Source organism: Streptomyces camponoticapitis (assembly GCF_014646115.1).
Classification (GTDB): Bacteria; Actinomycetota; Actinomycetes; order Streptomycetales; family Streptomycetaceae; genus Streptomyces; species Streptomyces camponoticapitis.
The window spans coordinates 26,107-42,205 of record NZ_BMMV01000001.1; the positions used below are offsets into that span (position 1 = coordinate 26,107).

The 16,099-nt window shown below is 70.9% G+C and carries 11 protein-coding genes; 9 read left to right on the plus strand and 2 right to left on the minus strand.

Annotated features, from left to right (window positions below):
- Positions 1-13: 13 nt before the first annotated feature.
- Complete coding sequence (gene eccB, locus IEY79_RS00105) at positions 14-1,540, minus strand: type VII secretion protein EccB (protein WP_189105151.1); 1,527 nt, start codon at positions 1,538-1,540, stop codon at positions 14-16.
- A 181-nt stretch (positions 1,541-1,721) separates the two neighbouring features.
- Here eccB and eccE point away from each other — a divergent pair, with 181 nt between their 5' ends.
- From eccE to IEY79_RS00150, 9 genes are all read left to right on the plus strand, one after another.
- On the plus strand, positions 1,722-3,098 hold the full coding sequence (eccE, locus tag IEY79_RS00110) for a type VII secretion protein EccE (RefSeq protein WP_189105152.1): 1,377 nt from the start codon (positions 1,722-1,724) through the stop codon (positions 3,096-3,098).
- Entirely contained in the window at positions 3,095-3,793 is a 699-nt protein-coding gene (locus IEY79_RS00115; RefSeq protein ID WP_189105153.1) for a hypothetical protein, read from the plus strand. Before eccE ends, IEY79_RS00115 begins: the two co-directional genes overlap by 4 nt.
- A 199-nt stretch (positions 3,794-3,992) precedes the next feature.
- Positions 3,993-4,226, plus strand: coding sequence for a DUF397 domain-containing protein (locus IEY79_RS00120; protein ID WP_189105154.1), 234 nt, complete (start codon positions 3,993-3,995; stop codon positions 4,224-4,226).
- 443 nt (positions 4,227-4,669) lie between these two features.
- Entirely contained in the window at positions 4,670-8,047 is a 3,378-nt protein-coding gene (locus tag IEY79_RS00125; RefSeq protein WP_189105155.1) for an SCO5717 family growth-regulating ATPase, read from the plus strand.
- 393 nt (positions 8,048-8,440) lie between these two features.
- Positions 8,441-10,363 (plus strand): ABC transporter substrate-binding protein, encoded by a 1,923-nt coding sequence (locus tag IEY79_RS00130; RefSeq protein WP_189105156.1) that lies wholly within the window; start codon positions 8,441-8,443, stop codon positions 10,361-10,363.
- Between the two features lie 189 nt (positions 10,364-10,552).
- Positions 10,553-11,629, plus strand: coding sequence for an ABC transporter permease (locus tag IEY79_RS00135; protein ID WP_189105157.1), 1,077 nt, complete (start codon positions 10,553-10,555; stop codon positions 11,627-11,629).
- Between the two features lie 80 nt (positions 11,630-11,709).
- The gene (locus IEY79_RS00140) at positions 11,710-12,678 is read left to right on the plus strand and encodes an ABC transporter permease (RefSeq protein WP_189105587.1); all 969 of its coding nucleotides are present in this window, start codon (positions 11,710-11,712) and stop codon (positions 12,676-12,678) included.
- Positions 12,679-12,782: 104 nt separating this feature from the next.
- Entirely contained in the window at positions 12,783-13,781 is a 999-nt protein-coding gene (locus tag IEY79_RS00145) for an ABC transporter ATP-binding protein (protein WP_229700567.1), read from the plus strand.
- A 247-nt stretch (positions 13,782-14,028) separates the two neighbouring features.
- Positions 14,029-15,042 (plus strand): oligopeptide/dipeptide ABC transporter ATP-binding protein, encoded by a 1,014-nt coding sequence (locus tag IEY79_RS00150; protein WP_189105158.1) that lies wholly within the window; start codon positions 14,029-14,031, stop codon positions 15,040-15,042.
- 77 nt (positions 15,043-15,119) lie between these two features.
- On the opposite strand, the gene IEY79_RS00155 is transcribed toward IEY79_RS00150, so the two are convergent.
- Positions 15,120-16,073, minus strand: coding sequence for a bifunctional riboflavin kinase/FAD synthetase (locus IEY79_RS00155; protein ID WP_189105159.1), 954 nt, complete (start codon positions 16,071-16,073; stop codon positions 15,120-15,122).
- Positions 16,074-16,099: the final 26 nt, after the last annotated feature.

Here is a 16,099-nt window from a genome sequence, read left to right on the forward strand (position 1 = left end):
GGCTGCCCCGCCCTCACGAACCCTGCGGCTGGCCCGCCGCGCCGGTCGAGAGTCTCGGCCCCGTCGGCAGGAACGAGGACCAGGCCGCGGGCACCGGGGCGGCGTCCACGTTCTGGTAACCGAGCCTGTTCTGGGCCTTCCGCACCTCGGCCTGGCCGGCCTGCCTGTCCTTCTCCGAGCCCGATTCGCCGATCCCGGAGTCGTCCGTCGCGTTGTCGCCGTTGGACTGCATCGCGTACCGCAGGCCGGTGTCCGTGACCAGGAAGAGGAAGCCGGACTTGGTCGCGTCCCCCGTGAACTGGCGGAAGAGCTGGCCGGATCCGGGCGTGACGTACGCGCTCGTGGACCCGGTCGCCAGCGTCGCGGGGAAGCCTGTGCCGGCCCAGGTGCTGAGGGTGGTCTCGCCGCTGTCCGCGTCCACCTCGCGGAGCACGTTGCACACGGTGTTACGGCTTCCCTCCGACGTACTCGCGGCGTTGACGGCGTCGGGGCTGCTCTCGGGCCAGTCCTTGTCCTGCCCGAACGGGGCGCCGGGCCGGAACGTCGCGGCGCTGACCGACGTGGCCTCGCCGTCCTGGCCCACCTCGATCAGGTCACGGCTGCTGAGCAGCAGCTTCGCGGTGAAGTCGGAGACAGGGGCGACCCGCTCCTCCAGGACGACGTACTTCTGGTCCTTGGTCCCGTCCGTCGCCGTGAGGATGGTGCCGACCTTGTCGAGCGCGGGGTCCAGGTCACCCCCGACGCCCGCGTCGGCGCCGGGAACTCCGTCGATCTCGGGGAAGTCGACGCGGTCCCCCTTGTGCAGCGTGTCCAGCCACGCGGCGGAGACGCGCTGGGGCTTCAGGTCGTCGCCGACCAGCTGACGGAGGAGCAGTTCGTCCTCGGCGGTCTCGTACGCCTTGCCCGTCCGGTCCACGATGTAGCGGGTCTCGTCGGGACCCTCCACGAACATCAGCTCGCCGCCGGTCAGCTGGTTCGCGCCCTCGGTCTTCTTCTGCTCGCGCCCCGCGAAGACGAACGCCGCCTTCTCTATGGCCCGGCCGCCCTCCCCGGGGCGCTCGCAGACCGCCCAGCGCTTCGCGGCGCCGGCCTCCTCGGCGTCGGGCAGCCGGTCGGGGGCGTAGGGGATGCCGAGGGTGGCGCCATGCGGGATCTTGCCGTTGTCCAGCACGGACTCGTCGACGTTGATGACCTTGCCCTTGTCCGGGTTCAGGAGGAGCTTGGCCGAGGACATGTTCAGGACCGGGTGGAGCTGGATCTTGTTGTCGGTCTTCAACACCACGTAACGGGTGGTGGACTTGCTCGCGATGATGACGTTCTCGCCCGGCGTGTCCCACTGCTTGGGCGCCACCGGCTTGAACATCCCCCAGGCGCCGAAGATCGCGAGGATGACCACGGCGACGATCATCCCGGGGACCACTCCGCGCAGGGGGCGGGGCGCTCCCTCCTCGGAGCCGGTCGAGTTCGGCCGCACGAACTGCGCGATCAGTCTCCGCTTCGCGAAGGTGTAGGCGTTGAGTTCGTCCCGTCGTGATGCCATCTGTCCGCTGTCCCTCTCCCCCACTGCGCGGCAGGCGCCCCGTGTCCACCGAGGGGCATGCCGTCGTTCCGGTCCCCCACTATGCACGCTGACGATCACCCTTCACTGCTCAGGTAGGGTGATCGCCCGGTCAACTGCCCACAGGGATACGGCCATTACGGACAGAGGGAGCAACGCGGGGATGCGTACGGCGACGCGCGAGCGCAACGGGCGGACTTCCGGACTGGCCCCAGGCGCCTCACCGTCTTCCCGGCGGCAACGGGGCAACGGCCCCGGCGCCGGGGCCACGTTGACCTCTTCGCCCGTCACCGCCACGGCGCCACGTCCCGTCCCGGCGACGACCACGCTGCGGCCGCTCTCCCGCACCAGCCACGTCGGCCCCTTCCAACTAAGGCAGTTGGTGCTCGTCGAGGTCGCACTCGCGCTGGCCGCCGCGGGCGTCGCGCTCGGCGGGCTGTGGCTCGTCCCCACCGTCACGGTCGGCTGCGTGCTGGTGCTCTTCGCCGTCGTACGGCGCCGGGGCCACGCCGTCCAGGACTGGCTCGGGACCGTCCTCTCCCTCCGTGCGCGCGAGCGTGCCGCGGGGCCTGCCGCGTTGGACGTCGATCCGTCGCTGGCCCCGGTCGCGGAGAGTGTCCCGGCGCTGCGCCCGTACACGTACGTCGACCGGGACCGCCGCACCGTCGGCATGGTCGGTGACGGGAGCTTCCTCACGGCGGTCGTACGGGTCGAGGCGAGCGGGTCCGCGCTGCGGCCCGCCTTCGGTGCGCGTGCGCTGCCGCTGTCGCTCCTGGGCGGGGCCCTGGAGGTCGACGACATCCGGCTGGAGTCGGTGCAGTTGGTGCAGCAGGTGCGTTCGGCGCCCGCGCCGCATCTGCCGCAGCAGTCGGTGGCGCGGCTCTCGTACGTCCCTCTTCAGGAGAAGACCGGCGCCCCGGCGCTGCGGCTGACATGGGTGGCGGTGAAGCTCGACCCCGAGCTGTGCCGGGAGGCGGTGGACGCGCGCGGGGGCGGTGTCGAGGGTGCGCAGCGTTGCCTCGTACGAGTGGCGGACCATGTGGCGAGCCGGATCACCGGAGCGGGGTTCCGGGCGGTCGTGCTGGACCAGGAGGAGCTGAACTCCACCGTCGCGACGTCGGCCTGTGCCAGCCCCGTACAGGCCGCTCTCGCCGCCCGTCCCGACGCCGCTCCGTCGCGGCGTACGGCGGAGACGGCGCGCGTGTGGCGGTGCGACGACCGGTGGCACACGACGTACGCGGTGGGCCGCTGGCCCGAGTTGGGGCGCGGTGCGGCTCCGCTGCCCAAGCTGGTGTCGCTGCTCACCGCCACCCCGGCGTACGCGACGACCTTCAGCCTCACTCTCCGGCCTGGTAACCGTCTGGGAGCCATGACGGTGCGGGGCCATGTACGGATCACGGGCGGCAGCGACACCGAACTGGTCGGCGTGCGGCGCCTGTTGGAGCAGGCGGCGCGGTCCGCGAAGGTCGGCCTCGTACGACTCGACCGGGAGCAACTGCCCGGCGCGTTGGCCACACTTCCGTTGGGAGGCGCCCGATGAGCCGGCTGCGTACGCTGCTCGGCCCGCGGCACGCGGGGCACACGATGCCGGTCGATGAACTCGGCGCGCTCTCCCTGCCCGTCGGGGACGACGGTGTGGTGATCGGTGACGACGCGGAGGGGCACCCCCAGATGGTGGGGTTCCATCGCTCCGCGCCGTACGACGTCCTGCTGATCGGTGGCCTCTGGACCGCGCAGGTGATAGCCCTGCGCGCGGCGGGCACCGGAGCGCGCGTGGTCGTCGAGACCGGCCGCGCCCAGGCGTGGACGCTGCTCGCACAGGCCGCGGGCGCGGGCCTGGAGTGCATCACGCTGCACGACGTGGGGCGGGTACCGCCGCAGGGGGCGACGGTGGGCAGCCCCGTGGTGGTCGTACGGGACGCGGGCATGCGGCCGCCCCGTGGCCGTGTGGTGTCGGCTCCGTGGCAGTCGGTGCTGACGCTGCTGCCGTATCTGAGCCCCGTGGCCCCCCGGTTGATGCGGAACTCGACACTGGTGGGCGTACAGCGGGTGTCGCCGCGCGAGGCCGAACAGATCGGGCGGATCCTCGGTCTGTCGTCCGCGGAGAGTGACGCACTGCCGACGCTGGCCGACGGCGTCACCCTGTGGTGTGCCGGGCGTGAGCGTCACTGGGTGATGACGAGCCCCACGGATGCCGAGACGGGGCTGCTGGGCACGGCACGCAGGATGGACTGATCTCACCTGCGGATGGCCTGAGTCCGGGCCATTTTACGGGGCGCGGGCCCTGCGGGGGTGAGCGGACCGGAATCGGCGGACCGGGTGTGCGGGGCGGACCTAGGATCCTTAGGAGCACGCGTCGAGAGGCCTGTCTGTCTCCTGATCTCGTGCGTGGAGAGCGTTCAACTCAGCCGTTGTCGAAGGGAAGGCCCGACCGATGGGGACCAAAGAGGAGAAGGACGAGCTGTACGCCCTCGACATCTCTGGCGTCGAGTGGCTCAGCGCCCCGGGCACGAGCGAGGACGAGGAGCGGGTCGAGATCGCGCATCTGCCCGGCGGGGCGGTGGCGATGCGGTCGTCCGTGGATCCCGACACGGTGCTGCGTTACACCGAAGCGGAATGGCGGGCGTTCGTACTGGGCGCGCGTGACGGGGAATTCGACATCCGATAGAGGTCTCCTCCTCCGGAGGTCTCGTCGCGAAGACGTCCTCCTGAAGAGGTCGTCGCGCGCGACCTCTCCGGTCCGGGCGCTCCGTGACACAGCGGCCCGGACCGGACCACGTACCTGGCGTCGATACCGGATTGTTGGGTCCGGGCCCGGGACGGTGCGAACGGGCATGCATTCATGCGCTGTTGTCACGGTTCACCCCACCCTCTTCCTGACCGTCTGCCGTGGCCGAATCACCGGGCGGCAAGAGGTGGCGTACGGGGCGGCCGATGACGGGCGGGCGGGCCTGCCGGAGTGGGCTTGTGGGCGATTAGGGTGGGTCGGGGCGCACGAGAACCCGCAGGCATGTCGTGAGCGTCCCAAGGGGTAGAGCCGGGCTGATCGAGTGACAGCGGTCGCCCCCACCCGAAAAGGCACAAGGGTGCTCGACCACACCAGGAGGCAAAGTGAACGGCGATCGGGACGAGATCCGTGGGGACTGGAACAATCCCGTCGATGATCAGTCCGACGCGGAGCCCGCCGAGATGACGGGTGAGTTCACCATCGACTACACCCCGCCGGCCTGGTACACGCAGAACGCTTCCGGGGACACGTCGGGCGACGGCGCGGGCCAGGTGAGTTCAACTCCCGGGCCGCCGCCCCCAAATGGGGGCCCCGTGGCCGTACCGGGGCTGCCCGCGGGCAGTGGGTACGAGCCGAACTGGCCGCACAGGCAGCCTCCGCCGCCGGTCCCCGCGCAGAGCGCGCCCCTGTCACCGTCCGTCGATCCCGTACTGCCCGCCGCGCCTCCCGTGGCGCCCTCCCTCCCTGCCTCTCCTGCCGCCGACGACGCGGCACCGGAGCCTTTCGCGCAGCCTTTCGGCGCGGGTGACCTGGAGAGCGGGGCGACCATGCGCTTCTCTCCCGCCGCGCTGAAGCGCGAGATGGCGGAGATCGACGCCGCCAAGGAGGCGGCGAAGGCCGCCGAGAGCGAGGCAGTCGCCGACGCGGATACCGACAGGGTTTCCGACGCGGCCGACGGTGCGCGTGACGGGGCGGGCGACGGCGCCGCTCCCAGTGCGGGCCCCGGTGCCGGCCCCGACCCGGATCTCGATCTCGGTGAGGCCGGTGAGGACGAGTCCCGCCGTGGCGAACACGGCCCCGACGACGCGGACGACGCCGACAAGGGCGCGAGCCACCTCTCCCCCACTGCCGAGTCCGGCGATGACGAGCCCTTCGGGAACTCGGTCTCGTTGACCGACGGCGCCGCGGACGCGGAGTCCCCTGCCGCGGCAGACGCCGGCTCCGAACCACGCTCCGGTTCCGACTCCGACCTCGACGCCGGGGAACCTGCGGACTCTGAGGAACCTTCGGGCGTCACCGACGCCGTGGTCGGCGCGGACATCTCCGACGACGTCCAGGACCGCCCCGTCGAGCCGACCGACGCGGTCGATGAGCCGGCCGACTCCGTGCCCACGGACGAACCCTCCGACGCGGTCCCCCCGCTGGACACTCCTGCGGCGCCGCCCGCGCCCGCGCTGCCGTGGGCCCCGTCGCCTGCCGCCCCGGACAGCGGATTGCCTCCGCTGCCGCCCGCATTCCAGCCCGCCGCCCCGGCGCCCGCGCCGCAGTGGCCCGCCGAGCGGTCTCCGGCCTCTCAGTCGCGGTCGCAGTCGGTGTCGCAGTCCCAGCCGCAGCACCAGTTGCCGCCGGCCGCCCCGGCGCAGCCCGGCCCTCCCGCCGAAGCCCCGTGGGCCAGGCCCGCCGCACCGGCGACCCCCGCCGCGACGGCGCAGCAGAGTGGCTACGGCTTCCCGCAGCCGGGACAGCAGGGCCACCCGGCCGGGGCGCCTGCCAACGCGGGCCCCAACGCCCCGTACGCGCAGAGCGGTTACGGCTTCCCGCAGCCCGGCGAACAGGGCCAGCCGGGGCACCAAGTCCCGCAGCAGGGTTACGGATTCCCCCAGCCCGGACAGCCGGGGCAACCGGGCCAGCCAGGGCAGCCGGGGCAACAGCCCGGCCGACCCGCGCAGGCCGCCCAGGCCGCCCAGCCCGCCCCGTACGTGCCCGTGCAGCAGACGCCGCAGGCGCCCCACGCACCGCAGACGCCGCCCGCCCTGACGCCGCAGTCCCAGACGCCGAACCTGCCGGCTCCGGCATCGAAGACGCCCAATCCGCCCGTCCAGCAGCAACAGCCGTACCAGCAGCAGCAACACGCGCCGGGAGCCGCGCCCGACGGTGCACAGGGCGCCGTACCCGGCGCCGCACCGGGGTCCGTGCCCGGCGCTCCGCCCATGGACCCGCGCTCCGGCGCGGGATGGCCGACGGCGATGGCGCACGACCAGCGTGAGCGTTCCATGCCGGGCGCCCCGCTCGGCTACACCGCCGCCGTCGAGCTGTCCTCGGACCGCCTTCTGCGCAACAACAAGCAGAAGGCCAAGAGCAGCCGCACCCCCTCCGCCGCCTCACGCTTCAGGATCGGCGCGAAGAAGGAGGAGGCGGAGCGGCAGCGCAAGCTCGAACTGATCCGTACGCCGGTGCTCTCCTGCTATCGCATCGCGGTCATCAGCCTCAAGGGCGGCGTCGGCAAGACGACCACCACCACCGCCCTCGGCGCGACGCTGGCCACGGAGCGGCAGGACAAGATCCTGGCGATCGACGCCAACCCCGACGCCGGCACGCTCGGCCGCCGCGTACGCCGTGAGACGGGGGCGACGATCCGGGACCTGGTGCAGGCGATCCCGTATCTCAACTCGTACATGGACATCCGCCGGTTCACCTCGCAGGCGCCGTCCGGGCTGGAGATCATCGCCAACGACGTGGATCCGGCGGTCTCCACGACGTTCAACGACGAGGACTACCGGCGCGCGATCGAGGTGCTCGGCAAGCAGTACCCGATCATCCTCACCGACTCGGGCACCGGCCTCCTCTACAGCGCGATGCGTGGAGTGCTGGACCTGGCGGACCAGTTGATCATCATCTCGACCCCGTCGGTCGACGGTGCGAGCAGCGCGTCGACGACGCTGGACTGGCTGTCGGCCCACGGGTACGCGGAGTTGGTGCAGCGCTCGATCACCGTTATCTCCGGAGTACGCGAGACCGGCAAGATGATCAAGGTCGATGACATCGTGCAGCATTTCCAGACGCGCTGCCGCGGCGTGGTCGTGGTGCCGTTCGACGAGCACCTGTCGGCGGGCGCCGAGGTCGACCTCGACATGATGCGGCCGAAGACCCGCGACGCGTACTTCAACCTGTCCGCGCTGATCGCCGAGGACTTCGTACGCGCCCAGCAGCAGCAGGGGCTGTGGACGGCGGACGGCAACCCTCCGCCGCATCTCGCGCCGCCGATGCCGGGGCACCAGGGGCAGCCGCAGGCCGGACCGCCCCAGCACGGACAGCCGCCGCAGGGGCAGCCCGGCCAGCAGGTGCCGGGGCAGCCTCCGTACGGGCAACCGCCGTACGGACAGCCGCAGCTGCCGGGCCAGTACGGGCACGGCCAAGCTCCCGGTCAGGTGCCGGGCGCCGCCCCGGGGCAGCCGCCGGCTCCGGGCCAGCAGGCCCCGGGCGCCGGTCCCGGCCAGCCGTACTACCCGCAGCAGCCCTATCCCCAGCAGCAGGGCTGGCAGCAGTCACTGCCGTCCCAGGCGCAGTCGTCCGGCAGCCCGGCCGGGCTGCCACCGGGCCAGTACCCCGGACAGCAATCGGGGCAGCCGGGGCAGCCCGGTCAGCCGCAACAACCGGCGCAGCCGGGACAACCTGGACAGCCGGAATTGCAGGGTCCGGTTCCGCCCGCCGGCTGGCCGCAGCAAGAGCCTCCGCAGGCTCCGTCAGCGCCTCAACAGTAGGGCGACAGAGGTTTAGACCAATGAGGGTCCGCGTCGTCTTCACGGTGCGGACCCTCATCGCATTCCCGCAGCCCACACGGGGTTTCGACGGCCGTTGACGTGGCCCGACCAGCGCTGATAAACCTTCGCTTCACCAGTTGGTGAGCTGGGGTCAACCCACCTGCCGCTGCCAGACGACGCGAGCAACCGATTCAAGCCATCGCTTCGAGTGACCACTCGACCCGGAGGCGCTCCCGACCATCCGCTCAACCGGCCCTCTTCCGCGTTCTTCCACTCTTCCGCCCCGTTTCCTGCTTCGCTCTGTGCTCCGTGCTCTGTTTGTCTGATTCCCTGTTCGTCCGTTTCCCTGTTTCTCTGTTTCTCTCTGCGAGTGATGACGCGAGGTCACGACCCATGGTCACAAGGATTCCACCGCGTACGACGCGGCAGCCCACCCGGCAACGCTCCCGATTCCGTCACTTCCTGGCCTCCGGTGCGGTTGCCACTGCGATGGTGGCCGGTTCCGTGATCCCGCTCGGTCCGCTGCTGCCCGCCGCGCCGCAGGCCCAGGCGGCGCCGCTGACCGCGCCCCGGACCGCGCCCCAGGCCGCCCCGGCGGCGGCGGACGGCAAGAAGGTCCTCACGGTCGCCGTGGACCAGAGCATCGACTCGCTGAGCCCGTTCCTGGCACAGACGCTCGTGGCGACGAGCATCTTCCGGCTGACGAACGAGTTCCTGACCAACTACGACCCCAAGGACGCCCACACCATCCCGGGCTTCGCCACCAAGTGGGCCTCGTCGGCGGACAAGTTGACGTGGACCTTCACCATCCGCTCCGACTCCAAGTGGTCCGACGGCAAGCCGGCCACCGCGGAGGACGCGGCGTGGACCTTCAACAAGATGATGACGGACCCGAACGCCGCAACGGCGAACGGCAACTTCACGTCGAACTTCAAGAAGGTCACCGCGCCCGACGCCACGAAGCTCGTCATCGAGCTCAAGAAGCCTCAGGCCACCATGACGGCGCTCGACGTGCCGATCGTGCCCAAGCACGTCTGGGAGAAGGTCGACGACTTCTCCAAGTTCAACAACGACAAGAAGTTCCCGATCGTGGGCAACGGCCCCTACGTCATTGAGGACTTCAAGGTCGACCAGTACATCCGGCTGAAGCCCAACAAGGACTTCTGGCGCGGCGCACCGAAGTTCGACGAGCTGGTCTTCAGGTACTACAAGGACAAGGACGCCGCGGTCGCCGCCCTACAGAAGGGCGAGGTCTCGTTCGTCTCCGGTCTCACGCCGGCGCAGGCCGCCGCGCTGGGCAACGCCGACAACATCAAGGTCAACAACGCCCCCGGACGTCGCTTCTTCGCCCTCGCCACCAACCCGGGCGCGAAGGCCAAGGACGGCAAGAGCTTCGGCAACGGCCACAAGGCGCTGCTCGACCAGAACGTCCGCAAGGCCCTGTTCCACGCCGTCGACCGCAAAACGATCGTCGAGAAGGTCTTCCAGGGCAACGCGGTCGAGGGTCAGGGCTACATCCCGCCGCGCTTCGACTCGTACTTCTGGGAGCCCTCGGGCAGCCAGACGATCGACTACGACCCGGCGAAGGCGGCGACACTCCTCGACAAGGCCGGCTACAAGAAGAACAGCGGCGGCAAGCGTGTCGGCAAGGACGGCAAGCCGCTGAACTTCCGTATCCTCTGCCACGCCACCGACCCCAACGACAAGGCGGTCGGCAAGTACCTCCAGGAGTGGTGGGGCGAGCTCGGGATCGGCCTCAAGGTCGAGTGCCTGGACAACGTGTCCGACCCGTGGCTCGCGGGCAACTACGACCTCGCCTTCGACGGCTGGTCGGTGAACCCGGACCCGGACTTCGTCCTGTCGATCCACACCTGCGCCGCCCTGCCCGCCACGGCCGAGGACACCGGCGCAACGGACAACTTCATCTGCGACAAGAAGTTCGACGACCTGTACGCCAAGCAGGCGGTCGAGTACGACACGGCCAAGCGCACCGACCTCGTGAAGCAGATGCAGTCGCGGCTGTACGACACCGGATACATGAATGTCATGGCCTATCCGAACGCCGTCGAGGCGTACCGTACGGACCAGATCAAGTCCATCACGACCATGCCTGAGGCCGCGGGCAACCTCTGGGGCCAGGACGGTTACTGGAGCTGGTGGTCCGCCGTACCGGCGGACGGGACCGGCGAGGCGAGCTCGGACAGCGGCTCGTCGACGGGCACGATCATCGGGATCGGCGCGGCCGCGGTGGTCGTGGTGGCACTCGGGATCTTCTTCGCGATCCGGCGCCGCTCCACCGCCGAGGACCGTGAGTAGGACTGCGCGTTTCCGGGCCTCGGTCCGGGCCGGCGTCTCGGCGCCCGTCCGGGCCGGGGCCCCGGCCGAGGCCCGGTCCTCGGCCGGGCACGGGACCGGCATGACCGGGTACGTGACCAGGAACGCGCGCACGACCACGTACACGACCGCGAGCAGGGGGTCCGGGAGGCTTCCCCGGAAAGACACCGTATGAGCACAGCAAGCACCCCCGGCGTGGTACGGGACGCCGTCGACGACCCGGTGAAGACCGGGCCGTCCGACGGCCCCCGCACCCGCACCACGGGCCACAGGACCGGCTATCTGCTGTACGTGGCGGGCAAGCTGGGCGGCGCGGCCGTCTCGCTGTTCGCCATCCTCGTCACCAGCTTCTTCCTGTTCCGGATCATCCCCGGCGACCCGGTCAAGGCCATGACCCACGGCAAGCCGACGTCGGTGGAGCAGATGGCCACGCTGCGCAAGCAGTTCGGGCTCGATCTGCCGATGTGGCAGCAGTTCACGGAGTACTGCGCGAAGGCGCTGACGGGGGATCTGGGGACGTCGTACCAGTTCCACGCCCCCGTCGGCGAGCTGATCGCCGAGAAGGTACCCGCGACGCTGCTGCTGACGGGCGTCGCGGTGCTGATCTACTCGACGCTCGGGCTGTGGCTCGGCACGCGCTCCGCGTGGCGCCACGGCGGCCTCGGCGACCGGATCAACACCGGTGTCGCGCTGACGCTGTGGTCCGTGCCGTCGTTCTGGCTGGGGCTGCTGCTGATCATCGTGTTCTCGGTGGGCATCGGGCCGATTCCCGGGATGTTCCCCAGCGGCGGGATGGAGTCGGGCAACGAGACCGGCTTCGCACATGTGCTCGACGTGGCGCACCACATGGTGCTGCCGGTGGTGACGCTGGTGGCGGTCGGTTACGCGCAGACGCTGCTGGTGATGCGGTCGTCGCTGCTGGACGAGATGGGCAGCGACTATCTGACGACGGCGCGGGCGAAGGGGCTGCGGGACGATCTCGTACGGCGCAAGCACGCCGTGCCGAACGCGATGCTGCCGACGGTCACCATGGTTTTCATCAACTTGGGCCACGTAGCCGCCGGTTCGATCCTCGTCGAGACCGTTTTCTCATGGCCGGGCCTCGGCGGGCTCTTCTACCAGGCGCTGAGTGTGCCTGATCTGCCCGTCGTCCAGGGGCTGTTCGTGGTCTTCGCGGGAGCCATGATCCTGATGAACCTGCTGGCCGACCTGCTCTATCCGCTGCTCGATCCCCGGGTGGGCCGATGACCATCGACAAGACGCCGCCGAATCCGTCGGAATCCGGGGACTCCTCGGAGGCTTCGGAGGCTTCGGGCTCCCTGACGGAGATGCCCGGAACGCCGACGGACGGGACCGCGCCGCCGCAGACGACGGGGGCGCCCGCGGCCACGGCGAAGGCAGCGGCCCCGTCCGCCTCGTCGCTGATGTGGGCGCGGCGCCGTGCCTCCGTGTCGCGCTTCTGGCGCCAGTACCGTACGCACCGGGCCGGCCTCATCGGTCTCGCTGGCCTCGCGGTCATCGCTCTGATCGCGCTCACGTCGCCGCTGTTCATCGGCGGCGACGTGCAGAGCGTCACCGACGCGCCGGGAACGGCGCTGGAGAGCCCGAGCGGTGAATTCCCGCTGGGTACTGACCAGTTCGGCCGGTCGCTCCTCGGCCTGCTGATCTGGGGCGCCCGTATCTCCCTGGTCGTCGGGCTGCTCGCCGCGGCGCTGTCGGTGGCGATCGGCACTCTTGTCGGCATCGTCGCCGGGCACTTCGGCGGCTGGTTCGCCACGGTGGTCATGCGGATCACCGACTGGTTCCTGGTGATGCCCGCGCTCGTGCTGGCGATCGTGCTGGCGACGGTGATGTCGCGCAGCATCTGGACGGTCATCCTGGCGATCGGGGTGACCTCTTGGCCTACAACGGCGCGGCTGGTGCGGGCGCAGACCATCGCGATCGAGTCGCGCCCGTACATCGAACGGGCGCGCGCCCTGGGCGGCGGGCACGGCCACGTCATGACGCGCCACGTGCTGCCCAACGTGATGCCGCTGGTCCTCGCCCAGACCACGCTCGGAATCTCCACGGCGATCCTGACGGAGGCCACGCTCGCGTTCCTCGGGCTCGGCGATCCGTCGGTGGTCTCCTGGGGCGGCATGCTCCAGGACGCCCGGGAGGCGGGCGCCGTCTCGTCGGGACACTGGTGGTATCTGGCGCCGCCCGGTATCGCGATCGCGGTCGTCGCGCTCGCCTTCACGCTCTGCGGCCGTGCGATCGAGGCCGTGCTCAACCCGAAGCTTGGGGTGTCACGTTGACCGAAACACCGAACGCGGAGACGTCGGACGCTGAGACTCATCCGGAGGCTGGGACGTCGAAGGCGGGTCTTCCGAACGCGGGCACGCCGAAGGCGGCGTCGAGCCTGCTGGAGATCAAGGATCTGCGGGTCACGTACGGTACGGGGCCCTCCGCCGTCCCCGCCGTACGGGGCGTCGACCTCGTCCTCGAATCGGGCCGCAAGCTCGGCATCGCGGGCGAGTCCGGCTGCGGCAAGTCCACCCTGGCGCTGGCTCTGCTCCGGCTGCTGCCCGCGACCGCGAAGCTGACGGGGCAAGTGCTGCTGGACGGCGAGGACGTACTCACGATGAAGTGGGGCAGGCTGCGCGCGGTGCGGTGGGCCGGGGCCTCGATCGTCTTCCAGGGCGCCATGCATTCGCTCAACGCCGTGCACCGGATCGGTGACCAGATCGCCGAACCGGTGCTGCTGCACCGCGGCGCGACGCCCGCCGCCGCCCGCAGGCGCACCGTGGAACTGCTGGAACAGGTCGGTCTGCCGGCCTCCCGCGCCGACGCGTATCCGCACGAGCTGTCCGGCGGGCAGCGGCAGCGCGTAATGATCGCGATGGCGCTGGCCTGCGACCCCCGGCTCATCGTCGCGGACGAGCCGACGACCGCGCTCGACGTGATGATCCAGGCCCAAATCCTGCGACTCATCGAGCAGTTGGTCGCCGACCAGGACATCAGTCTGCTGATGATCAGTCACGACCTGGCGGTGCTCTCCGACACCTGCGACCGGCTCGCCGTGATGTACGCGGGGCGGATCGTCGAGGAAGGGCCGGCGAAGTCGGTGTACGACGCCGCCGAGCACCCGTACAGTCGCGCGCTGTCCGCGGCGTTCCCCCGGATCGGGGACCCCGCGTCGCGGCGCGCGCCGCGCGGCCTGCCGGGTGACCCGCCGGATCCTTCGGCGCTGCCGTCGGGCTGTACGTTCCACCCGCGCTGCCCCGTCGCGCTGGACGAGTGCGCCCGGGAGGACCAGTCACTGCGGGAGGCGGGGCCGGGTCGTCACGCGGCGTGCGTGCACGTCGGCGCCGCCGTACCGGCACAGATGTCGGTGACGCCCACGGAGCCACGCCCATGACCTCCGCGCCGCCCGACGCCGCGGCCGGGCCGCTCCCCCGTACGGTGCGGCGGTACGACACCGTGGGCGGTTACGTGGCGCCCGCGCGGGCCCGCGGCCCGGCCCGGGACGTAGCCGTGGGCCGACGCCCCGCCGGAGCCACGCGCGTCCGCGTCCAGGTCGGCCGCACCGTACGGGGCGTCGGCGCACCGTGCCCGCACCGTCTCGCTCGTACTGCCGCAGGACGGCCACCCCTCAGGAGCCAGTCATGACCACCACGCCCATGCCTCTGCTCTCGGCCACGGGGCTGCACGTCACGTTCCCGGGGCGGCGCGGCGCTCCGGCCGCGCACGCCGTCGACGGTGTCGATCTCGACATCGGCGGCGGCGAGATCGTCGCCCTGGTCGGCGAATCGGGCTGCGGCAAGACCACGCTCGCCCGGACGCTGCTCGGCCTGGTGCCGCCGACGACGGGTTCCATCACCTTCGGCGGCGTACCTCTCGGCTACCAGTCCGCCGCGCTCAAGGCGTACCGCAAGCGTGTCCAACTGGTGCTCCAGGATCCCAGCGGCTCGCTGAACCCGCGGCACACCGTGTACGACGCGGTGGCCGAGGGCCTGCGCATCCACCGGTACCGGGGCAACGAGCGCGAGGCCGTCGCCGAGGCACTGTCCCGTGCCGGGCTCCGGCCACCGGAGCGGTTCTTCCTGCGCTACCCGCACGAGCTGTCGGGTGGCCAGCGCCAACGAGTAGTCATCGCCGGCGCGCTCGTACTGAAGCCAGAGCTGATCGTCGCCGACGAACCCGTGGCGTCGCTCGACGCCTCCGTACGGGGCGAGATCCTGGCGTTGCTGCTGTCGCTCCGCGACGAGCTGGGGCTCTCCGCCCTGGTCGTGACGCACGACCTCGGGCTCGCCTGGAACATCGCCGACCGGGTGGCGGTGATGTACCTGGGCCGGATCGTGGAGACGGGGCCGGTCGAGCAGGTACTGACGTCCCCTCAGCATCCATACACGCAGGCGCTGTTGTCGGTACTGCCCGAGTCGGGTGCCCAACCGGTCGTCCTGGCGGGCGAGCCGCCGGACCCGTCGCGTATCCCTGGCGGGTGCCGTTTCCACGCCCGGTGCCAGATCCTCGCCTCCGGCGAAGCTGAGCGCTCCGGTGTCGCCACCAAGTGCCGCACGGAGGCGCTGCCGATACTGACGGGCGGCGACACCACCCAGGTCGCATGTCACTGGGCCAGTGCCGCGACAGCCGCTCCGGAGAGCGAGAAGGTGGTCTGAGCATCCGCTGCGGCTCACCAACTCGGGAACACGGTGCCCGAGTTGGGGGCCGCTCGGAGAGGCCGCGGCAGATCTCGTCAGCGCGCGTCGTACGCGGCGACGAGGTCGCGCGACCGCTTCACGTCGTCGGCGATGGCATCGAGGAGTGACTCGATGGAGTCGAACGTCCGCTGGGGTCGTACGTAGGACAGGAAGTCCACCGCGACGTGGAGCCCGTACAGCTCAAGCCCCACACGGTCGATGGCATACGCCTCAACCGTCCGCTCGGTGCCGTTGAACTGCGGGTTCGTACCGACCGAGATCGCCGCCGGCATCCGCTCGCCGTCGGCGGTCAGCCAGCCCGCGTACACGCCGTCCGCCGGGATGGCGGTGTGCGGCAGCGTCTCCACGTTGGCCGTCGGGTAGCCGAGGTCGCGCCCACGCTGCGCACCGCGCACCACCACGCCCTCGACCCGGTGCGGCCTGCCCAGGATCTCGGCCGCTCCGGCGACATCGCCCTCGGCGACCAGCCGCCGGGTCAGGGTCGAGGAGAAGGGCTCGCCGCCACCCGCCGCACCGCTCACGTACAGGTCGATGACCTCGACCTCGTAGTCGTACGTCGGGCCCAGCTCGGCCAGGAAGGCGACGTTGCCGGCGGCACGGTGGCCGAAGCGGAAGTTCGGCCCTTCGATGACAGCGCTCGCGTGCAACTTGTCGACCAGCACCTTCACGATGAAGTCCGCGGGCGTCAGCTTCGAGAATTCGGCGGTGAACGGCAGCACGAGCACCGCGTCCACACCCAGCTCCGCCATCAGCTCGCCGCGCCGGTGGTGCGGCGCGAGCAGCGGCGGATGGGTGCCGGGCCTGACGACCTCGCTCGGGTGCGGGTCGAACGTCACGACCACCGAAGGCACTCCCAGCTCACGCGCCCGCTCGACGGTGCGCCCGATGATCAGCTGGTGTCCGCGGTGCACGCCGTCGTAGGAGCCGATGGTGACGACGCTGCGTCCCCAGTCCTGGGGGATGTCCTCCAAGCCGCGCCAGCGCTGCACTGTGACCGCTCTCCTCGCCCGAACCC